At 63.2% G+C, this 20,482-nt stretch carries 18 protein-coding genes (1 of these 18 cut by a window edge); 12 read left to right on the top strand and 6 right to left on the bottom strand.

Annotated elements, in window-relative coordinates; all coding sequences use genetic code 11:
* Positions 1-569, top strand: partial view of an amidohydrolase gene (locus Q0367_RS10525; protein ID WP_297633606.1) — the end only. The gene continues 1,048 nt to the left of window position 1, outside the view; the window shows 569 of its 1,617 coding nt (coding positions 1,049-1,617); the start codon falls outside the window, past its left edge; the stop codon is at positions 567-569.
* 15 nt (positions 570-584) lie between these two features.
* On the opposite strand, the gene Q0367_RS10530 is transcribed toward Q0367_RS10525, so the two are convergent.
* Both Q0367_RS10530 and Q0367_RS10535 read right to left on the bottom strand, forming a co-directional pair.
* A complete protein-coding gene (locus Q0367_RS10530; RefSeq protein WP_297633604.1) occupies positions 585-3,266 on the bottom strand; it encodes an O-antigen ligase family protein in 2,682 nt (893 codons plus the stop codon).
* A 1-nt stretch (position 3,267) separates the two neighbouring features.
* Positions 3,268-4,680: a CHAT domain-containing protein gene (locus Q0367_RS10535; RefSeq protein WP_297633602.1), complete on the bottom strand. Its 1,413-nt coding sequence runs from the start codon at positions 4,678-4,680 to the stop codon at positions 3,268-3,270.
* Between the two features lie 80 nt (positions 4,681-4,760).
* Between Q0367_RS10535 and Q0367_RS10540 the strand changes: the two genes are divergently transcribed.
* From Q0367_RS10540 to Q0367_RS10575, 8 genes are all read left to right on the top strand, one after another.
* Positions 4,761-5,660: a hypothetical protein gene (locus Q0367_RS10540; RefSeq protein ID WP_297633599.1), complete on the top strand. Its 900-nt coding sequence runs from the start codon at positions 4,761-4,763 to the stop codon at positions 5,658-5,660.
* A 144-nt stretch (positions 5,661-5,804) separates the two neighbouring features.
* Positions 5,805-6,521, top strand: coding sequence for a YveK family protein (locus Q0367_RS10545; protein ID WP_297633597.1), 717 nt, complete (start codon positions 5,805-5,807; stop codon positions 6,519-6,521).
* A gap of 52 nt (positions 6,522-6,573) precedes the next feature.
* Positions 6,574-8,946 (top strand): DUF2079 domain-containing protein, encoded by a 2,373-nt coding sequence (locus Q0367_RS10550; RefSeq protein ID WP_298982136.1) that lies wholly within the window; start codon positions 6,574-6,576, stop codon positions 8,944-8,946.
* Positions 8,943-9,560, top strand: a complete 618-nt coding sequence (locus tag Q0367_RS10555) for a CpsD/CapB family tyrosine-protein kinase (RefSeq protein WP_298982137.1) — start codon at positions 8,943-8,945, stop codon at positions 9,558-9,560. The genes Q0367_RS10550 and Q0367_RS10555 overlap by 4 nt, the downstream gene beginning before the upstream one ends.
* Before the next feature lie 96 nt (positions 9,561-9,656).
* Entirely contained in the window at positions 9,657-10,724 is a 1,068-nt protein-coding gene (locus Q0367_RS10560; protein WP_298982139.1) for a glucose-1-phosphate thymidylyltransferase, read from the top strand.
* A complete protein-coding gene (locus tag Q0367_RS10565; protein WP_297633589.1) occupies positions 10,725-11,474 on the top strand; it encodes a hypothetical protein in 750 nt (249 codons plus the stop codon).
* Between the two features lie 69 nt (positions 11,475-11,543).
* Positions 11,544-12,578 (top strand): dTDP-glucose 4,6-dehydratase, encoded by a 1,035-nt coding sequence (rfbB, locus tag Q0367_RS10570; RefSeq protein ID WP_298982141.1) that lies wholly within the window; start codon positions 11,544-11,546, stop codon positions 12,576-12,578.
* Between the two features lie 147 nt (positions 12,579-12,725).
* Positions 12,726-14,291 (top strand): wax ester/triacylglycerol synthase family O-acyltransferase, encoded by a 1,566-nt coding sequence (locus Q0367_RS10575; RefSeq protein ID WP_297633585.1) that lies wholly within the window; start codon positions 12,726-12,728, stop codon positions 14,289-14,291.
* A gap of 39 nt (positions 14,292-14,330) precedes the next feature.
* Here the strand turns inward: Q0367_RS10575 and Q0367_RS10580 are convergent, their stop codons facing one another.
* The 4 genes from Q0367_RS10580 to Q0367_RS10595 all read right to left on the bottom strand — a co-directional run bounded on the left by Q0367_RS10580 (position 14,331) and on the right by Q0367_RS10595 (position 18,663).
* Complete coding sequence (locus tag Q0367_RS10580; protein WP_297633583.1) at positions 14,331-15,599, bottom strand: MFS transporter; 1,269 nt, start codon at positions 15,597-15,599, stop codon at positions 14,331-14,333.
* The gene (locus Q0367_RS10585) at positions 15,596-16,795 is read right to left on the bottom strand and encodes a M20 family metallopeptidase (RefSeq protein WP_297633582.1); all 1,200 of its coding nucleotides are present in this window, start codon (positions 16,793-16,795) and stop codon (positions 15,596-15,598) included. The genes Q0367_RS10580 and Q0367_RS10585 overlap by 4 nt, the downstream gene beginning before the upstream one ends.
* 297 nt (positions 16,796-17,092) lie before the next feature.
* Positions 17,093-17,551, bottom strand: a complete 459-nt coding sequence (locus Q0367_RS10590; RefSeq protein ID WP_297633580.1) for an Hsp20/alpha crystallin family protein — start codon at positions 17,549-17,551, stop codon at positions 17,093-17,095.
* Positions 17,552-17,820: 269 nt separating this feature from the next.
* The gene (locus tag Q0367_RS10595) at positions 17,821-18,663 is read right to left on the bottom strand and encodes a DUF1624 domain-containing protein (RefSeq protein WP_297633578.1); all 843 of its coding nucleotides are present in this window, start codon (positions 18,661-18,663) and stop codon (positions 17,821-17,823) included.
* 219 nt (positions 18,664-18,882) lie between these two features.
* Between Q0367_RS10595 and Q0367_RS10600 the strand changes: the two genes are divergently transcribed.
* From Q0367_RS10600 to Q0367_RS10610, 3 genes are read left to right on the top strand one after another with little or no spacing between them, the layout of a single operon-like run.
* Positions 18,883-19,377: a DinB family protein gene (locus Q0367_RS10600; protein ID WP_297633576.1), complete on the top strand. Its 495-nt coding sequence runs from the start codon at positions 18,883-18,885 to the stop codon at positions 19,375-19,377.
* Positions 19,378-19,382: 5 nt separating this feature from the next.
* Positions 19,383-19,697, top strand: a complete 315-nt coding sequence (locus Q0367_RS10605) for a hypothetical protein (RefSeq protein WP_297633574.1) — start codon at positions 19,383-19,385, stop codon at positions 19,695-19,697.
* Positions 19,694-20,479 carry a DUF3891 family protein gene (locus tag Q0367_RS10610; RefSeq protein ID WP_297633572.1) on the top strand — a complete coding sequence of 262 codons (786 nt, stop codon included), beginning with the start codon at positions 19,694-19,696 and terminating at the stop codon, positions 20,477-20,479. Before Q0367_RS10605 ends, Q0367_RS10610 begins: the two co-directional genes overlap by 4 nt.
* The last annotated feature ends 3 nt before the right edge of the window (positions 20,480-20,482 follow it).

Consider the following 20,482-nt stretch of genomic DNA (forward strand, 5'->3'; position numbering starts at 1 on the left):
GCGCCCTGGACGGCTACGCCTTGGCGCAACGCCTCAACGGACGCCGAGACAGCCGTCACCGCGTCGAACACGTCGAGCTGATCCACCCGGACGACATCCCGCGCTTCGCCGAGCTGGGCGTCATCGCCTCCATGCAGCCCGCACATTGTCCTCCCGACCTGAACGCCGGCGACGTCTGGCCCAGCCGCGTCGGACCGGAACGGTGGCGCTACAGCTTCGCCTGGCGGACGCTGCGCGAGGCGGGCGCGCAACAGGCCTACGGCAGCGACTGGCCGGTCGTGACCCTGAACCCCTTCGTCGGCATGTGGAGCGGACTGACGCGCCAACCCTGGCAGCCAGGCGATCCCGTGCAACGGCTCACGCTGACGCAACTGATCGACGGCTACACGCGCGACGCCGCCTACGCTGAATTTCAGGAGGAGGTCAAAGGCATGGTGCGCGTCGGGATGCTCGCCGACCTGGCGTTGCTGGACCGAGACATCTTTGCGACGCCGCCCGAGGAGATTCGCGACATTACGCCTGTGCTGACCATGGTGGATGGTCGCATCGTCTTTCGCACGCTCGGCTGAGACAGGCCGGAGCAGTTAGCGGTCGGGCGCCGTCGCCAGCGCCCAGGCGACGGCGTTCCACATCGCCAGATCGGCCAGGAGCATGAAAGCGTCGGTTTGCGCATGCGCCAGCCCGGCGACCAGGCCGGCGCATGCGCCCGCCGCCACCCAGAAACCGGCTGCACTGCCATTGACCCGTCGCCGCAACGCTGCCCGAAGCGCCAAAACACATAGCACAAACCAGGCCAACCCCAACACGCCCCAGGTCGTCGTCAGTTCCAGCCAGACGTTGTGCGGGTGGAGCTGATCGACCTCCACCGCGCCGACGGGCAAATAGGCGGGATAGGTCCAAAAGAACCCGCCCGGCCCTACGCCGACCCAAAAGTGCTCGCGCCAGAGCGCAAAGGCCGCCGTCCACAGGGTCAACCGCAGCTCGACCGTCTGCAGATTGGCGAGGCGCTCCTGCTGCCAGAAGAGGATGAGCGCAAGCAACGCAGTCAGCGCAACCATCGTCGAAAGCACCGGCCTGCGGCGCATGCGCAGCCAACGCACGATCGCCGGCCTGCGATAGAGCAGAAAGCCTGCAAAGGTCGCCAGCCCCGCCGGGACGGCCAGGAACAGCGCGCCGCGGCTGCCCGTCAGCACGAGCGCCGCAGCCAGCGCAAGCAACGCAGCCGCAACGACCATCCGCCGCCGTTTGTCGATCAGCGCCAATCCCGCCAGCCCGACGAACAGGCTGCGCTCCAAATAGAGCGCCGTGTGGTTGGGCGAAAAATGCGGGCCCACCAGCCGTTGAACGCCGTCAACGTCGGCGCCCTGGCCGGCCAGCCAGCGCACCAGGCCGACGAGCGCCGTCAACACGCCGCCCGTCAGGAGCGCAAGCGACGCCCAGCCCCGCTCTCTGGGGTCCGCAGTCAGCGCGCGCACCGCCAGCCACAACCCCAAGGGCGCCATCACCAGATCAAACGCGCCCCGTGCAAAGGCAGGCCAGCGCCAGACGTTCACAGCGCTCAGCAGGGTCAACGGCAAAAGGAGCAGCGGAGCCAGCTCCCACCAGTAGAGGACGGAAGCATCCGAGGAATGAGGGCGGCGAAGCGCAGCAACGACTGCAGGCAACAACACCAGAACGAGGGCGTGCGCCGGCGGGACGGTCAACACAACATCGACCAACGCGAGCTCTTTATGCTGGAAATAGAAAGGGATCAGCGTCAGTGCGACCCAGAGACCGACCCGCGGCTGAGCGAGGCAGAGCCAGGCTGCCGCCAGCCAGCACAGCCCGATCAACGGCGGGAATGTGGCCAGATGATAGGTCACCGCCAGCCCGGTCCACGCCAGAACGTGCGCCCATTGCGGCGCGCGTCGCCATCGATTCAGCAGACGTCGCCAGTCGATCCTCTGCGCCGCCGCGACCCCGCGCCAGCTCGCCAGCGCAACGGCGGCCAGCAGCGCGACCCATTCCCCCCAGGGAACGCGAACCTCGCCTGTTGAGGGGCGTTGGCGCGGCGTCTGCAACCAGGCCGTCAATGCGCTATGGACCGGCGCAGGCGTCCCGGCGGGGTCGGTGAGGGCGAAGCCCCACGCCGGCATGCCCGGCGCTTCCGCCGGCCGGTCAATGACCCAGCCCATCGCCTGCAGCCAGGGCCAGGCGCGCCACGCCCGCTCCAGCGCGTCGCGCGCGTAGCGCGCCTGCGCCTGCGGCGTCACCGTCCCCCACGGCGAGTTCAGCATACGGTTCCAGCCGAAACGCACCGCCCAGATCGGCTTGTCGCCGAGTCCAGAATCGACCAGCGCGCGCCGGATCAGGGCGGCGCGGCTGAAGTTGAGCACGTCCGGCTGCTGACGAGGATCGGTTGCGCCGTAGCCAAAGCCAAAGGGTTGGATGGCGACCACGTCAAAAAAAGGCGCGGCGCCGGCTGCGATCATGCGCTGCAGATAATAAATTTCGTCGATGGCCAGATGTCCCCGGTCTACGGTGGGCGCCAGGGCGGCGGCGAGAATGACGGCGTCGGGGTCGGCCTGGCGCAGCGCGGGCGTCACTCTACGCAACAACTGAGCGTATTCGACCGGATTGATATGACGACGCCCCCAGTTCGGCGCGATGTTCGGCTCATCCCAAATTTGATAATAGCGAACGCGTTCGCCGTATCGTTGCGCAAAGCGTTCGATGAAGCGTGCGAAGTCGGCGTACTCCGCCGGCGGCCCTGTGCGCACGCCAGCCTGGCGATCCAGCGCATTCAACGCCCAATCCGGCGCGCCGGCGAGCACGATCACCGGCTCCAGGCCCGCGCTCGCCACCTGCCCCAGCACGCGATCGGCGACGTCCCAGGTCCATTGTCCCGGAGCAGGCTCCAGGTCTCGCCACTCCAGGCGAAAGCGCACCCACCCAAAGCCGGCCGCGCGCAGTTCTTGCAACCTGAGGGCGAATTGTTCAGGCGCATACGCGTCGATCTGGAGGTTGACGCCGACGAACGGCGGCTGCACGCCTCCCGCCAGGCTGCGGACAGGAACTCGCTGCAGTCCCACGCCCCCTTCCAGCGTTGTGCGCCACAACAGGCCGCCAGCTGCGATCAAGGCGCATATTACGCCGTAGAGCATTGCAAGTCGCAGCCACGCCAGCGTTTGGCGCAAGCCTCGCTCTTGAGGCAAGAAGACGCCCCGAAGCTGACCGCTCGCCTGCGTTCTTCGATGCGCAGCCTTTGTCTCATGCGCGGCGTTCACATCAATCCTGCGCCTCGCGTAGGATGGCGGCGAGGCGGTCGGCGGCTTCCCGGTTGGCGTCGATCGCCTTCAGCTTCTCGCCGTATTGTTTCAGGGTGCGTTCCGTGTGCGGTTCGGCGTCCAGACGGCGCGCCTGGATGAGCAGGTCCTCGATCTCGCGCAGCAGCTCCTGAAACATTCGCTGCATCGGCCGTAAAGAAGGGGACGACACGACTGCATCCGGCGGCGTCAATCCGGCCAGCCACGCTTCCGCCTCGGCCAGGCGTTTTCGCAACGCCTCCACTTCGTGCGGGGAAGGCGCCTGAGGCGGCTGAGGACGAAAGATCGACGCCGGCAGCTGCGCGGCGTCGAACAGGGCGACGTCTGGCGCATTCAGCCAGAGCACCGGCGTCGCGTAGCCGATGCTGTCGGGGTTGAGCGCATAGAGGCTCGAGCGCGCCTGGCTCATGGCGCTCGGCGCGACGCCTGGGCACGGACCGGTGAACAGCGCCTGATAGAAGTGCTGCGTAAATTCGCCGGCGATCGACTCTTCAATCGCAGACTGCATGGCGACGACGGCCGGGACGCCGCTCTGAAGCAGTTGAGCGCCGATGGAAGCCAGGCTGCGATTCAACGCGCCTTGCGCGGTGGCGCATGCGTTCAACACGACCATCCGGACGCTTTCGGCGTCGTCAAACGCAGTGCGCAGCGCCGCCGCCGACGTCAGCGTGGGCGTCTCGCCTTGCCAAAACAGCACACCCTCCGGCTGCCCGTGCGTGGTGATGTGCACGATGTCCGGGCGTAAATGGTCGATCATCTGGCGCAAATCCACCACGCTGAAACGGCCTTTCAATACGGCGACGTCGATCACCTCTGCGCTCAGCGCGCCGAGCGCCTCCTCAAGCCGTCGCGTCTCTGCGGCGGCGTCGATCTGGGCCGTGGGGTCTTCGGGCAACACGGCCAGCATGCGCAAGGGAAGCTCACCGCGCAGCGCGCGCACTCGCCCCACGTGGCGCAACTGGGTCTCTGCGCGCACCAGCGGCGTCCGCAGGCTGCGTGCGAACGCCAGGTTGCGGTCAGGGTCGAGCAACATCTCCCAGGGCAGCGCCGCCACGGCCGGCGGCTGCGCCATCAGGCGGAGGCAGACGCCGGCGGCTCCCTGGTCCAGGTCAGCGCAAGCGCGCATCCAGAGATCGCGCACATCCTGGCGGAAGAGCCGCTCATACAGCAACGCGCCGATCTCTTCGATGACGTTGCGGCCCGGATGGCCGTGCGCAGCGGCCATTCGCTCCAGGCGATGGAGCCACGCCGGATCGCCGGCGTCCTCGTCGAAACGGCCGGCGGCTGTGTACTGACGATAGGAAGCGTGCACAAGGTAAGGCGCCTGAGAGCCGTGTATGGTGATGTGAAAATCGACGAAAGTGCAATCGGTCATAGCGCCGGCCCGTTGAAGGCTCGAAAAATCCGTCGGCAATTTTGTGCAAAACGCAAAAGTATTGTACACAAAGATACACTATGCAAATCAATCGGTGGAGCATCTGGCGAGAAGGATTGTGGGAACGGTGGCGGTGGCGCCCGCGCGCCGACCTTTCCGGCCTGGATTACCGCGACCGCATCAGCGTCACGACCTGGGTGCTCGTCTTTGGGTTTGGGCTCAGCCTTATCGTGGAAATTCCTTCCATCGTGATTCGTTTCCGCGCCTTCGGGACGCCCGCCGAGATCGAGCTGACTTCGACGACGATCATGGGCATCTTTCTGGCGATTGCAGCCTCCGCGGGCGCCGAAAGCCTGATTCGGCTGCATCCCAAACGCCAGGCGAACCGGCTGGGATTGACCTGGGCCTACTGGGCGCTGCCGGCCGCCATGTCTATCATCACCGTGGTGCTGCTTCCCAGCCTGCCGACGCGCTTGTTGCAGATTTTGGTGATCCTGGCGGCGGGCGTTCTGTTGACCATCGCCTTTTTCAGCCTGTACGCTACGGTGGAGCCGGGCCAACCGGGGTTTCGCCGCGCCCGTCTCTGGCTGGATGCACTGGCCTACGGCGTGGCACTGTTGCTCTTCCTGTTCGTTTATCAGGCGCGCACGCGCAGCCTGCTTTCGGGCACGCTGATCGCGCTGACGGCGACGCTGCTGGCCGTGGAGCTGCTGCGCACCTCTTCCGATGAGACGCGCCGCGTGCTGATCTACAGCGCAGTCGTGGGCCTCCTGCTGGGTGAAATGACATGGGCGTTGAACTACTGGCCGCTGCTGCCCGGCCTGACCGGAGGGTTGTTGCTGCTGCTGAGCTTTTACCTGGCCATCGGCATTGCGCTGCAGAGCCTGCAGGGACGGCTGACCAAACGCGTGCTGGTCGAGTTCGGCGTCTTCGCCGTGATTGCCGTGATTCTGATCGTCCTTTTCGGCCCAGGGTTTTGACGCGCTGGACGCACTTGCCGGGCGCACAAGCCGTGGGCAAGCGCGTTTGCCCGTCGATGTTGACTTTGCCTGTGAACAAAGTTATGCTTACACACGTTAGATAGGCAAAGGAAGCAGAAACGTTCGACACAGAGAAGAGATCTAATGTCTGCACGGGAATATCTTCGCATCTTGCGCAAATACGGGTGGATTGTGGTCGTCGCCGTGGTGTTGGCGGCGCTGGGAGCGTTCGCCATCAGCAATTTCCAAAAACGGCTCTACCAGGCCACGGTGGAAGTCAGCACCGTGCCCGCCCGCGCCGACTGGGGACTCGGCAACACCGCCAAAGATTTGATGCGCAACTTCACCGCCAATCTGCGCACGCCGGAGGTGGCGGCGCGCGTGATCGCCCGTCAGCAACTCGACATGAATCCTTACGACCTGCTGGCGAACACTCAGATCGAGCCGGATTCGAGCACCTTTACGATCAAAATTCAGGTGCGCAACCCAGACGGCGAAGTGGCGAAGCTGGCGGCCCTGGGCTTCGCCGATGAGTTCTATGAGGAACGCACCGCCTACTACGCCCAGCAGGATAAACGCGACCAGATCGAGGTCAAAATTCGCAGCCGGGACATCAGCTATACGCAGGTGCAGCCCAAGCCGATGCTCAACGCTATCGCAGGGGCCGTGCTCGGGCTGCTGCTAGGCGTCGCCGTCGTCATGCTGTTGACATGGATGGAAGCAGACATGCTGCGCACGCCGGCGGCCATCGAACGGGCGCTGGGCGTGCCGGTGCTGGGCGCCATTCCGCGGCCCAGCCCACGCAGAGTCATCAAGCCGGAAGTCCAGCCCGGCCGCGTCGGCGCTCCCAAGACTGCGTAATTTCAACAGTTTTCGCGTGAATCCATCCGATCCGCGCTCGACACGGCTTTTGATGCATCACTTGCCGCTGGCGCTGCTTGCGCTGGCGGTTTTGTTGTATGCGCTCTATTTCAGCCACCTGACGCTCCTGCGTTACCACGCCTTTGAGTCGCGCGCCCTGGACATGGGCAACCTGAACCAGACGATTTGGAATACGGCGCACGGCGACTGGTTTCGCATCACCAATCAAGAGGTCGATCTGACGAACCGCCTCGGCTATCACGTCGAGCCGATTCTGCTGCCGATCGCGTTGCTCTACCGTCTTCATCCTTCGCCGGAATTGTTGCTCGTTCTCCAGGCGACGGTCGTTGCGCTCGGCGCGCTGCCGTTGTACGCGCTGGCAAGGCTGCGCGGCTTGAGCAGTTGGCTGGCGCTGAGTTTCGCCCTGGCCTTTTTGCTGAACCCCACGATTCAGGCCGCCAACTGGTTGGAATTCCATCCGGTCACGCTGGCGCCGACCTTTTTGATGGCGGCCTTCTATTTCCTGGTCGCCGGACGCACGCGCAGGTTTGCGCTGTTCGCCCTTCTCGCCGCCTCTTGCAAGGAGGAGATCGGCCTGCTGGTCGCCATGATCGGCCTCTACGCGTGGCTGGCCCTGCGTCGGCCTGGCCTCGGCCTGACGACGATGGCGCTGGGAGGCGGCTGGTCGCTGCTGGCGGTGTTCGGCATTCAACAGGCGGCGGCGGGCGGCAATATCCATTGGGGGCGCTACGCCTATCTCGGCGAGACGACGTTTGAAAAGCTGGCGACGCTGGCGACGCGGCCCGACGTGATTGCGGCGCAGCTCCAGCGCGCCGACGTCGGACGCTACTTCTTCGAGCTGCTGCTCCCGGTCGGGTTCACGGCGTTGCTGGCGCCTGAGGTGCTGCTGCTGGCGCTGCCCTCGCTGGCTATCAACCTGCTGGCCGATTTCGCCCCCATGCACCAGGTCACCACGTTGATCTATGCTGCGCCTGTCTCACCGTTCGTGATGCTTGCCGCCGTCATGGGGGCCGCGCGCGTGAACGCAAGATGGAGCCAGGCGTCGCCGAAACAGCGCAACGCTTTCGCGTTTCAGACAGCGGCGGCGTTCGTCGTGCTGGGCGGGGCGTTGGTTGGGCAGCGGCTGTGGGGTTATCTGCCGGGGAGCGGCCATCATTTGCCCCTGACGGTCACCGAGCATCATCGCCGCGCCCAGGCCATCCTTGCGCAGATTCCGCCCGAGGCCGCCGTCTCTGCGCAAGATCGCCTCAATCCGCACGTCAGTGGGCGCCGCACGCTCTACATTTTTCCGCGCGTGGACGACGCCGACTACGTGCTGCTCGACGTCACCGGCCCGGCGTGGCCGCAACATCCGAACGACCTGAAGCGCAGCGTCGATGCATTGTTGGCAGGCGAGTTCGGCGTTGCCGCAGCCGGCGACGGCTATCTGCTGTTGCAGCGCGGGGCGCCCTCGAAAACGCCGCCGCCCGAATTCTACACGGCGTGGCAGCCGACTGTGCAACCGCCTGACAACGTTGAGCTGCAGGAGGTCTCGGTCGTCTTCGGCAACGAGACCGATGACCTGCTGAGGCTGCGCAGCTATGGCGTCGGCGTCGATCGCTACGGCGAGCTGGTGACCACGCTGATCTGGGAGGCGCTGCGTCCGCTCGATGAAGATTTTCGCTTTTACGTCGCCTATCTCGACAGCGAACTGCAAGCGATTTACGACACGCGCTTTTATCCGCCGACCGCCGTCCTGTGGTATCCTACATCGTTATGGACGCCGGATGCACCTGTGCTGGTGCAGACGCTGCCGTGGACGTTGGACGCCGATCGCTTTGCGCTCGGCGTCGGCGTGTATGCAGGCGACGAGGGCTGGGACGCCGGCGCGCGCCTGAAGGTGCGCCAGGTTGAACCGACGGCGCCGCTTCTCCAGGAAGGGACGCTCGTCCGGCTGGGCGGCTTTGCCTGGGACCGCGCGCAACGGCGGTGGATGCGGTTGTCGCCGGATGCGGGCGCGCCCGCACAGGTTGTGGATGCAGCGTTCGCCGATGGCCTTCACCTGGAAGGCTTCACGCTGCCAGAGGTTGTGCGCAGCGGAGAGCCAACGCCTGTGACGCTCTTCTGGCGGGCCGACGCGCGCCCGCAAGTGGATTATTCGATCTTCGTGCAGGCGCTTGACGCCGATGGACGCAAGGTTGCGCAGTGGGATGGCGCGCCGGCCGACGGCGTCAGTTTGTTGCCTGCTTCCGCCTGGCCGAAAGGATGGCGAGGCGCGCAAACGGTGCTGTTGCCCCCACCCGCCCTCACGAGGGCGGGGGAGTACGCCGTCATCGTCGGCATGTATGACTGGCGAAACGGTGAGCGGCTTCAGGTGGGCGACGGCGATTTTGTCGAGATCGGCAAAGTAAGGATGGAACCATGAATCTGATTACGCTTTCTGAACCCCACGGCGCTGTGGCGGAAGCCTATCACAGCCTTCGCACCAGTCTGGAGTTTTCCAGCCTGGAGAAACCGTTGCGCTCCATTTTGCTGGCGGCGGTGGACGCCAGCACAGATAAGACGCAGGCGGTGGCCAACCTCGCCGTGGTGATGGCTCAGGCGGGGGATCGCGTCATCCTGGTGGACGGAGATCTGCGCCAGCCGCGGCATCATGAACTCTTTGGCCTGTCGAACGCCCAGGGGCTTTCGCAATGGCTGGAGAGCGGCGGGCAGCCGCCCTTGCAGACAACGTCAGTCGCCAATTTGCGTCTGCTCACCAGCGGGCCGGTCGTCGGCAATCCGGTGGCGTTGCTCAGCGCCAAGCGCCTGGGAGAACGTCTGAGCGAGCTGACGGCGCTGACCGATTACGTGCTCATCGATGCGCCGCCCTTGTTGAGCGTCACCGATGCGGCGCTGTGGGCCAGCCAGGTGGACGGCGTGGTGATGCTCGTCAACAGCGGCAGCACGCAAAAAGCGCAGGCGCTGCGGGCGAAGTCGATCCTGGAGCGCGTCCAGGCGCATCTGCTGGGGGCGGTGCTGTTGAACGCGGAATCTTGAACAGCTCTTTTGCACCGCCAGGCTCCGTCTGGCTTTGAGTGTCTGGCTTCGGGTTGTCCATGACAGAACGCTGAACACAAGCGAGGAACAAGAATTATGAAGGGTCTCATTCTCAGCGGCGGCAAGGGCACGCGCCTGTATCCGATCACCTTCAACCGCGCCAAACAACTGGTCCCTGTGGCCAACAAGCCTGTCCTCTTCCGCGTCATCGAAGCGATCAAAGAGGCCGGCATCAACGACATTGGCATCGTGATCGGCGACACCGGCCCGGAGATCCGCGAGGCGGTCGGTCAGGGGCGGCGCTGGGGAGTGAAAATCACCTACATCCAGCAGGAAGCGCCGTTGGGGCTGGCGCACGCCGTCAAGATCAGCCGGGACTTTCTCGGCGACGAACGCTTCGTCATGTTCCTCGGCGACAACGTGATCCAGGGCGGCATCAGCGGGTTGATCCGTGAGTTTGCATCGAGCGACTGGAACAGCCAGATCGTGCTCACCGAGGTGGACCAGCCCCAACATTACGGCGTGGCGGAGCTAGACGAGCGCGGGGCCATCGTTCGCCTCATCGAAAAGCCGCGCAACCCGCCCAGCAACCTCGCGCTCGTCGGCATCTATATGTTCGACCACAATATCTTCACCGCCGTCAACAACATCAAGCCGAGCTGGCGCGGGGAGTTGGAGATCACCGACGCCATCCAGTGGCTGATCGAACATGGCTTTTCCGTGCACCCGTACATCCATCGGGGCTGGTGGATCGACACCGGCAAGCCGATCGACATGCTGGAAGCGAACAACCGGGTGTTGGCGGAGCTGGAGCACAAGGTGGAAGGCTACGTCGATCGCGACAGCAAGATCGACCACCTGGTCACCGTCGAGCGCGGGGCCGAGATCATCAACAGCGTGATCCGCGGCCCGGCGATTATCGGCGAGGACACGCGCATTATCAACAGCTACGTCGGCCCGTTCACAAGCATCTATCATCACACTGTGATCGAAAACAGCGAGATCGAGCATAGCATCGTGCTGGATCACAGTCGCATCATCAACGTTCCCAGCCGCATCGAGGACAGCATCATCGGCCGCGATGTGGAAGTCACCTACAGCCCCATCAAGCCCAAGGCCTACAAGATGACGCTGGGAGACCATTCAAAGGTAGGGTTGTTGTAGTTGATCGAGGCCAGAGCTGCAACCTCCACGATCCCTTCTGTGCCGGCGTTGGCGCTTGCGCTGCATCGCTGGCGACAGCGCATTCCGCCTCCACCGGTGGAGGAGGCGTTGAAGCCACCTGCGCTGGCGCCGATGTACCGGCTGAGCGCAGGCAGCGTCGCCGAGGAGGCGCGCGCGGCCGCGCAACTGACGGCGGAAGTGGCGGAGCGCATGCGTCGCCTCACGCGCGCCTACGGCGAGTGGCGCGTCTTCGAACCAGGGCCGTACTTCGATCTCACTCCACGACAGGTGGAGCTGTTGACGCACATCGTGGAGCGCGTCTCCACGGTGCATGTCGTCTTCTACATCGATGCATTGCTGCCGGCGTTTCAGGCGGTTCAAAATTATGCAGCCGAAATGGCGCCGAACACAGGCAGTGTGGAGCAAATCGAGATGGTCCATGAAACCCTACTCGAGCGCTGGCGGCGTCTGCTGGAGGTGATCGACGGCGCCCGCCTGCATCTCGTCGAAGATGTCAATTTTCTCGGGCTAAGCGGCGCACGCGAAGAGCAGGAGCGCTGGCTGCCGATGGCGCGCGTCGCCGGCCTGAACGGCTCGGCGGATTGGCTCCTCGCCGGATGTCGAACGCTGCCGAGCCTGACGCTTTCGATTGAATTCCCCTTGCCGGCCTTTCGCCAACCAGGGCGTAAACGCCGCCTGATGCGCACCTGGCGCCGATTGTATGGAAGGTCATCGGCCGGCGGCTATTGACGCTGCAGTTTGGTGTGTTTGGGCGTCCTCATTTCGACGCACCCACCGTTCATCGTTTCAGGAGGAGTTATGCAAAACCTGTTGGTCACCGGCGGCGCCGGCTTCATCGGCTGCAACTTCGTGCGCTACATGCTCGACAAGTATCCCGACTACACCATCGTCGTCTACGATAAGCTCACCTATGCGGGGCGTCTGGAGAATTTGCAGGACATTCAGGCCAGGCACGGCAGCCGCATGCGCTTCGTGCGCGGGGACATCTGCGACGCGCCGGCGGTGGAGGCGGCGATTCGCGCCTACCACATCGACACGATCATCAACTTTGCGGCGGAGAGCCACGTCGACCGCAGCATCCTGGACCCGGACGCATTCATTCGCACCGACGTCTATGGCACCTACGTCCTCCTCGAAGCCGCGCGCAAGGCAGGCAATTTGCGCTATCACCAGATCAGCACCGACGAAGTGTATGGGCACATCCATGGCGACCATCGCAGCCTGGAGAGCGACTGTCTCGCCCCGCGCAGCCCCTACGCCGCCAGCAAGGCGAGCGCCGATCATATGGTCAACGCCTATTACATCACCTACGGGTTGCCCGTGACGATCAGCCGGGGCGCCAACAACATCGGCCCCTACCAGTACCCGGAGAAGGTGGTGCCGCTCTTCGTCACCAATGCGCTCAACGACATGCCGCTGCCCGTCTACGGCGACGGTAAACAGATGCGCGACTATCAGTACGTGCTCGATCACTGCGCCGGCATCGACGTGGTGCTCCACAAAGGCGCGATCGGCGAGACATACAACATCGGCACCGGCAAGGAGATGACCAATCTGGAGATGGTGGAGATTCTGCTCGACGAGCTGGGCAAGCCTCGCAGCCTGATCCAGCACGTCGAAGATCGCCAGGGGCACGATCGTCGCTACTGCATGAACGTCGACAAGCTCAAGGCGCTGGGGTGGGAGCCGCAATACACGCACGAACAGGCCATCCGCATGACCGTGCGCTGGTATGTCGAAAACCGCTGGTGGTGGGAGCCGATCCGCAACGGCGAATTTAAGGAGTTCTACCAGCGGCTGTACGGGAACCGCAAAGTGCTTGACGTCTCTTGAAAATCCCAAGATAATAGCCTCATCGCTTCGCTCGCACGCACTGTTTCTCTGTAGAGGATTGGCAAGGAATTCAAACAACCGGCCAGGTGCAGTCCATCGCTGCGCCTGGCCGGCTATTCAGAACCTTCACCCCAAGGGAGGCGCCCGATGAGCAGAAAAGTCGAAATGATGGACCCGGTGGACGCCGCCTGGTATCGCATGGACGGCCCGACCAACCTGGCGATGGTGACCGGCGTTGCGCTGACCAAAGAACCGCTCGATTTCGAGCGCACCAAACAGGTGTTCGCCCATCGCCTTCTCTATTTCCGACGATTTCGGCAGCGCGTGATCGAAAAGGGATTCCCGTACCCTGTTCCCCACTGGGAGGACGACCCTTATTTTTCCATTGAAGAACACTTTCATCACATCGCCCTTCCGGAGCCGCGCGATAGAAAGGCGCTGTTCGATCTGCTCAGCGACATCGCCAGCACACCGCTCGACTATCGACGCCCTCTGTGGCAGGCGCATGTCGTGGACGGCGTCGGCGAAGGCAGCGCGCTGGTGTTGCGCTTCCACCACTGCATCGGAGATGGCACGGCGATGATGGCGGTCTCGCAGGTCTTGTTCGACGCGGAGCCGGACGCGCCGATCGAGCGGGAAATCCGCGCGCCGCGACCGCCGCGCGCAGGACTGCTCGATGCGCTGGCGCGGCCGGTGGCGCGCGTCATCGACCAGTCTGTACGCGCGCTCAGCGCAGGCGCCAATTTGGCGCTTCATCCTTCGCAGGTGGCGGAGCTGGTGCAAATGGCCGCCCGCAGCGTCGGGGTGGCGGCGGGAACGTTGCTGAAACCACCGGACCCAGCCTCCCCTCTCAAGGGGCCTCTTGGCTTGCCGAAGCGCGTGGCCTGGTCGGAGCCGGTCGCCCTGCCGGAGGTCAAGCGCATCGGCAAGGCGACCAACGCCAAGGTGAACGATGTGCTGGTGGCGGCCATGGCCGGTGCCCTGCGCCGCTACATGCGAGAGCGGGGCGCGGATGTCGACGGCATGACCATCCGCGCCGTCGTGCCGGTGGACTTGAGGAGGCCCGACCGCGCGTTCGAGCTTGGCAACCGCTTTGGGTTGGTCTTCCTTGATCTTCCCATCGGCGTCGCCGAACCGTTGGAACGGCTGAAGGCGACCAAGCGCAACATGGACGCGATCAAACAGTCGCCGGAGGCTGCAGTCTTTCTGGGCATCCTCAATCTCTTCGGTCGCACGCCCAAACCGATGGAAGACATCGCCGTCAGCATCTTTGGGAGCAAGGCGACGCTCGTCATGACCAACGTCGCCGGGCCGCGGCAATTGCTGCACCTGGCCGGCGCCCCGGTCGCGCGCATGACCTTCTGGGTGCCTCACCCCGGCGACCTTGGGATGGGGATCAGCATCCTCAGCTACAACGGCGAAGTGACGCTAGGCATTGTGGCGGACGCCGGCCTTGTGCCCGACCCGGAGCGCATTGCAGAAGAATTCGGCGAGGAGTTCACCCGTCTGCGCCAGGCTGTGGAAGGAACGACGCCAACCGAAGCGTCGGCCGTCGGTGCAAAAGCGATCGACACAAAAGAGGATGAGAAAATCTCTCCGGCGACGGCTCCCGCCGCCTGCGCCGCCCTCACGGCCGCCGGCAAGCCTTGCAAGAACAGGCCGATGGCCGGTTCGCCCTATTGTCGCGTCCATCAGCCCAAACCGAAATCATAACGCTTCAGGCGTAAATGAGCCGACGGCGATAAAGCTCGTCTATCGCTCCGCCTCGGCGAGAAGGGCGGAGCGCTCTCGCACGCGCAAGTAAAAGAGCATCCAGCCGGCGGTTGCGAAAATGCTGACGACGCCTGCGCTGAACAGCGTCTCCCCCAGGCTCCACCCCAGGTTGTCATAGGCGTAGCCGGCCCAGAGCGTGCTGATGGACTGGGTGAGCGTCAGCGCAGCAAATTCAAAGGCGAAGACGCGTCCCCGCAACCGATCGGGCAGTAAGAGCTGCAGCAACACGGCGGAGAACACCCACAGCGCGCCGGTGCCGACGCCGCGCACAGCGGTGGCGCCGAGCACCCAGCCGAGCGAGGGCGCCATCGCCAACCCTAGCGTGCCGAGCGTCATGGCAAAAAAGCCAACCGAGACCGCCTTGAGCAGGCCGCCCCAGGAATCGCCCAGCCAGGCGCGCAGCAGGATTGGTCCAAAGCCGGTGCCAACGCCCACCGCAGCGTAGATCAGCCCAAGGCTGAGCGTGCCGCTGCCGCGCAGCGGGAAGACATTCTCCGCCAGCGGGATTTCCAGGACATTAACGCTGCCCCACACCAGCGCGCCGGCGGCCTTGACGAGCGCGAAGGTCAACAACACAGGCTGCGCGCCCAGGTAGCGCATGCCCTCGACGATCTCCACAAACGCCCGACGCACGGCCGACCGGCCATCTTGCGCCGAGGCCTGAGCGCGACTGCGCACAGTGACGTGCGCTAAAAACCAGGCCGAGATAAGAAAGGTGAGCGCATCGAGCAAAAACGCCGCCTGCACGCCGAGAAAGGCTGTCGCCACGCCGCCGAGCAGCGCCCCAAGCGCCAGCATCGTGCTCCAGGTGAAGCTGTCCAGCGCGTTGGCTGTGACCAGGTCCTCTCTGTCCACCACAGCCGGGAGATACGACTGTTGGGCAGGTGTGAAGACCGCACTCAACATGAATTGCAATACGGTCAAAAGATAAAGCAGCCAGATGCGCTCGGGTCGGTCCACGAGCAGAAAGCCGAGGACGACGACGGCGCGCAGAATGTCGGTCCAGATCAGCAGCGTGCGACGTTCATAGCGATCGGCCAGCACGCCCGCAAAGGGGCTCATCACAAAGAGCGGCAAAAAGCGCGCCAAAAAGAGGAAGCTGATCGCCGTGCCGGCGCCGCTCAAGTGGGCGATCAAGGCCGCCGAAGCAAGCAGGTTGAACCAATCGCCGAGATTGCTGACGACGCGCGCCAGCCATAAATTGCGAAAGTTGCGGTTGCGCTGAAGCAGCGAAATATAGACGTTCACGCCGCGCTCAACTCACTTTTTTGTCGCAGGAGGCGACAGGCGACGTCGGCCAGAATGGCGACGCCCAAAGGCATGGCCGACTCGTCGATGTCGAAGATCGGCGTATGATGCGGTCGGTCGAGGTCGTCTTTTTTGGCGCCGAGCATCAACATGGCGCCGGGCGCCTTGCGCGTCATGTAGCTGAAATCCTCGGCGCCCATCATCGGCTCTGGCTCCAGCAACGCCTGCGCGCCGACCAGGTCGCGCACCGAGATGCGCACCAGCCGCGCCACGTCGGGGTCATTGTAGAGCGAAGGATAGCCGGGGCGCAGCTTCAGCTCGAAATCGCCGCCAAAGACGTGGGTGATTTCCAGCACGCGCGCCAGTTCGTCGCGCAATTGTTGGCGCACAGCGTCTTCAAAGCTGCGCATGGTGCCGGAAAGATAGACCTCGCTAGGGATCACGTTGGTGGCGGTTCCGGCGTGAATGGCGCCGATCGAGATCACGGCGGCTTTCGCCGGATCGATGCGGCGGGCGCGGATGCCATGAATGGCGTTGAGAACTTGCGCCAAAATGAAAGTGGGATCGACGGCCTGGTGAGGATAAGCGCCATGGCCGCCGGTGCCACGCAGCCAGACCTCGAAGGAATCCTCATTGGCGCTGGCGTATCCATCGGCGATCATAATGCGTTTGCTGGGCAGATCGCTGGCCACATGCAACGCAATCACGGCGTCGACGCCCTCCAGCGCGCCGTCTTCGATCATGCGCACGGCGCCGGATTTGTTTTCTTCATCGGTGTTTTCTTCGCTGGGTTGAAAGAGCAAACGAACCTGACCGGCCGGGCGATCCGGCATCGTCGAAAGCAGCCGGGCGACGCCCAACAGGATCGCCGTGTGGGCGTCGTGGCCGCAGGCGTGCATCACGCCGGGCGTCTGCGAGCGATACGGGACGTCGTTCTGTTCATCGATCGGCAGCGCGTCCATATCGGCGCGGATCGCCACCACCGGCCTGCCCTCGCCCAGCAATCCAACGACGCCGGTCTTGCCGACGCCGGACTGCACTTCCATTCCCATCTTGGTTAGCTCGTCTACAACCAGCTTTGCAGTGCGCTGCTCTTGAAAGCTCAGCTCAGGATGCATGTGAATGTTGCGGCGCCAGTCGATCAACTGGCCGGAGAGCGCCTGTGCGTGCGTCAACAGGTCAGAGGGCGTCGTCATGATCGATCTCCTGAAAAAGCGGGCGCGTTCAGATTTCCTGGCAGAAACCGAGATCGCCTGAACGCATCTCGAAATCTATTCAAGGCTTCCTCCCGCAGCATACCAGAAATGCATCGGACGCAGAAATAAATCGCTCTGAAGAATGGCGAAGGTCGGCGCAATGAGCCAATCGCCCCCCGGCGTGACAGAACGGCCCGGCGAGAACATATCGCCAGAAGCCGCACCGGGTGAACGGCTGAAGGAAAAAAGAAGGCCGGACTGTGCAGTCCGGCCTCTCCACCAGAAGGAAGAACCCTATTAGCTGTTGACGACCTTCTTGACCTCGATCCGTTTCGGCTTCACCGACTCCGCCTTGGGCAGCGTCAGCGTGAGCACACCGTTCTCGTTGACGGCCTCGATCTTGTCGGCGTCTACGGGCGCAGGCAGCGTCACGCTGCGCATGAAGGTGCCGAAGCGGCGCTCGCGCAGATGATAGTTCTCCTCTTTGATCTCCTTGTCCTCTTTGACCTCACCCTTGATGGTCAGGACATTGTCGGTCAGCGTCACTTCGACATCCTCTGCAGGCACGCCCGGGAGCGACGCCTTGATGATGAACGCATCATCTTTCTCGGCCACGTCCAACGCCAGCGGAATTGTCTCAGGCCGGCGCTCCCACAGGCTCGGGAAGCGGGTGAAGTCGTCCTCGAAGAAGCGATCGATCAACTGTCGCATTGCAGTCAGCTCGCGATAGGGATCCCACCGGGTAATGCTCGTCATAGGAAATCCTCCTTTCATTTACCGAGATATCCTGGAAATCACTCCCTTGCAGGTCTCACAACGCTCACTACTTTTCATCGTGCTTTTCGATTTTGAGCATAGCGCAGGAATGTCTGAAGTGCATATGCGCGTCGTTAGTTTTGCATATGAAGATTTGAAGGCAAGAAGAACGGAGGTCCGCTGCAGGAATGCTGCGGAAATGCAGGGCGCGCAGAAAGAAGGTCTTTGCGCTCTCTGCGGCGTCTTTCCCGGCGCAGTGGCAGAAGCGCCTAGAGCCGCACGATGCCGAGCAGGAAGAGAATGGCCAGGATCACAGGCTGATGAATGAGATAGATGAACAAAGAGTGTCGTCCGAGAAAGCGCAGCCCACGGATCGGAGCGAAATCACCCCACTCCGGCAGCGGCAGGAGGCGACGATTGTCTGTGTAGAACCAGTTGCCGAACCAGACGCCCAACAGAATCACCCCAAACCAGGGAATGAGCGGGAAATAGTCCACTGCGGCGTAATAGTTCGGCGTAATGCCCAGCGGCGCGAGCCAACGACCGTTGATAAAAAAGATCGTGGCGTAGGAGCCTATGATCACCGGAACCCAGCGGCCGTCGAAATGCACCGTCAGAAGCCACCGGCCCACCGCCGAAAACGCCACCCAGAGGCCGAAGTTGAGCCAGGTGAAGCGCAGAAAGGGATACGCCAGAATGGTCGAGGCGCCGATCAGGTGCAAGATGCCAAAGTCCACATAACCCACGCCAGAAAGCCCCACGACGAGGGTGATGATCATGCCAAAGCCAAAGATTTTCAGCCCGCGACCCAAAAATTTCGGAAAGAGAGGCGCATCGGGCCCTCGGCGGCTGCGTTCGCGACGATACACCAGGGTCATCGAGACGCCGACCAGGATCAAAAAGGTGCCGGCGGTGAAGCGCTGCCAATATTTCCAAAAACCGTCCCACAGCACGATGTCGGGCAACACGCGCCAATACCAGAGATCCCACAGCGTGTGGTAGACGATCATGGTGATGATCGCCACCCCGCGCATGGCGTCGACTTCCCAGAAACGAGTCGGCGCCAGGAGGGTTTCGCGTTTGCGTTCCAAGGTGACCGTCGTCGTCGCCATTCCGTTATCCCCCTGATGGTGAACCGCAACTGCATCGGCTGGCTGATTATACCATCGATGTTGTTTCTTCCGACATTGTTTCTTCTGACATTGTTTCTTCCGACATTGTTTCTTCCGACATTGTTTCTTCCAGCATTGTTTCTCGTCGTTGTTTCTCGTCCGCGTTTGTTTCGGAGTAAAATGGGGAAAAGGTTTTCATGCATATCGAAAGGTGTTGCGATGGGACTTGACTGCGACGTGGCCCGTGCACGCGCCGGCCACATTCGACTGATGCGTCACACGCTGGCCGTCCTTGAGTTCATGCTCGCCGATGTGAGCCAGGACGTTGCAACGACGCGCCGCGACCCAGCGGACGGCGAACGAGGCTGGACGGTCCTGGAGGTGGTCTGCCATCTGCGCGACTTCGACCGCATCTTTCAAAGCCGCGTGCGCCAGATGCTGCGGGAAGAGGAGCCAAAGCTTCAGGCGTACGATCATGAACGGATGGCGATCGAATTTCGCTACAACGAACAGGACTTGCGCACAGCGCTGGCCGAGCTGCACGCCTCGCGTCAGGAATTCGCCGCCCTGTTTGAATCTTTGAGCGAGGCGCAATGGCGACGTTCCGCAATTCATCCTGAGCGTGGCCACTTCACGATGGACGACGCCCTGATGCAGGTCGGGCTGCACGATGCATTGCATCTGGAGCAGATTACGCGCATTTTGCGAGGGTGATGCGGATGTGGGCGTTTTTACGCATGATGCTCAGCGCTGCGCTGACCGCCCTGGCCCTGCCGTTCTATCTGCGCTGGGCCGGCGAACAATCCGAAGCGCAGATCGACAAGATGCAGAAGGCCGTTCATTTCACGCCGGGCGCCGAAGCGCCGGTGCCCGCTGAGGTGGCGGCGGGCGCCATCGGCCTGGGCGTCAGCCATTTTGCAGTTGCGCGTGCGCTGCGCCTGGGCTGGCTCGAAGCGTTCGTGAGTCTGTTGCTCGGCGTCGCCATCGGTCTATTCGTCTTTATCTACCGCATGCTGGGCGAAGAGGAATCATGATCGTCCGCGCTCTCGGGGATGGTCGGCTGCTCTGCATCCATCAGACCTCCCATGCGATGATGGCGGAGGCCTTCTGCCGCCATTGGGGCAACCGGGACTTTGCGCAACCGTCTCCCTATGACGCCGTCATGCTGGCGATCGGCCAACATGACAACGGCTGGTGGGAGTGGGAGCAACAGCCTCGACTGCGCAGCGACGGCTATCCCATGGATTTTGTGCACGATGACGATCCATTGGGCAAGGTCGCGCTCTGGCGGCGCGGGGTGGCCCGCGCCAGCGCTCAACATCCTTACGCCGGCCTGCTGGTGGCTCGCCATGCGGCGCTGCTCTATGGGGCCTTTCCCGGACACGGACTGGACGACAAGGCGCGGACGGCGATCCAACGCTTCAGCGAAGATGCCGATGCGCTGGCGGAGCGTGTGCGCCTTGCCTTGCGCGAAGTCTCCGAGGCGACCGAATGGTTGGCGCCGGTGCGCATCGAGGCGAACACGCGCTTGTTGCAGTTCGGCGACGTCGCCAGCCTGCAGGTGTTGATGCCTTGGGCGAATCGTCGAGAAATTGAACATTGCCCGGTCGACTTTGAAGGCGCTGAGACGACGATCGTGATGGCCTACGATGAAAAATGCATTCACTTTGAGCCATGGCCTTTCGGCGTCGAGTCCTTCACCGTCTCGGTCGTCGGCCGCGTGCTTCCGCAAACTCACTTTGTCTCAGAGGCCGAGTATCGCGCCGCCCTGCTGGCGGCGCCGTTCAAACAGATGACATGGCGCGTGGAAAGGTAAATC

The organism is uncultured Caldilinea sp. (assembly GCF_937128415.1).
Lineage (GTDB): Bacteria > Chloroflexota > Anaerolineae > Caldilineales > Caldilineaceae > Caldilinea.

Coding starts and splice junctions, on each gene's coding strand:
- Q0367_RS10535 (WP_297633602.1), bottom strand. CDS start 4,680: ATGACCGATTGCACTTTCGTCGATTTTCACATCACCATACACGGCTCT.
- Q0367_RS10540 (WP_297633599.1), top strand. CDS start 4,761: ATGCAAATCAATCGGTGGAGCATCTGGCGAGAAGGATTGTGGGAACGG.
- Q0367_RS10545 (WP_297633597.1), top strand. CDS start 5,805: ATGTCTGCACGGGAATATCTTCGCATCTTGCGCAAATACGGGTGGATT.
- Q0367_RS10550 (WP_298982136.1), top strand. CDS start 6,574: ATGCATCACTTGCCGCTGGCGCTGCTTGCGCTGGCGGTTTTGTTGTAT.
- Q0367_RS10555 (WP_298982137.1), top strand. CDS start 8,943: ATGAATCTGATTACGCTTTCTGAACCCCACGGCGCTGTGGCGGAAGCC.
- Q0367_RS10560 (WP_298982139.1), top strand. CDS start 9,657: ATGAAGGGTCTCATTCTCAGCGGCGGCAAGGGCACGCGCCTGTATCCG.
- rfbB (WP_298982141.1), top strand. CDS start 11,544: ATGCAAAACCTGTTGGTCACCGGCGGCGCCGGCTTCATCGGCTGCAAC.
- Q0367_RS10575 (WP_297633585.1), top strand. CDS start 12,726: ATGAGCAGAAAAGTCGAAATGATGGACCCGGTGGACGCCGCCTGGTAT.
- Q0367_RS10585 (WP_297633582.1), bottom strand. CDS start 16,795: ATGACGACGCCCTCTGACCTGTTGACGCACGCACAGGCGCTCTCCGGC.
- Q0367_RS10590 (WP_297633580.1), bottom strand. CDS start 17,551: ATGACGAGCATTACCCGGTGGGATCCCTATCGCGAGCTGACTGCAATG.
- Q0367_RS10595 (WP_297633578.1), bottom strand. CDS start 18,663: ATGGCGACGACGACGGTCACCTTGGAACGCAAACGCGAAACCCTCCTG.
- Q0367_RS10600 (WP_297633576.1), top strand. CDS start 18,883: ATGGGACTTGACTGCGACGTGGCCCGTGCACGCGCCGGCCACATTCGA.
- Q0367_RS10605 (WP_297633574.1), top strand. CDS start 19,383: ATGTGGGCGTTTTTACGCATGATGCTCAGCGCTGCGCTGACCGCCCTG.
- Q0367_RS10610 (WP_297633572.1), top strand. CDS start 19,694: ATGATCGTCCGCGCTCTCGGGGATGGTCGGCTGCTCTGCATCCATCAG.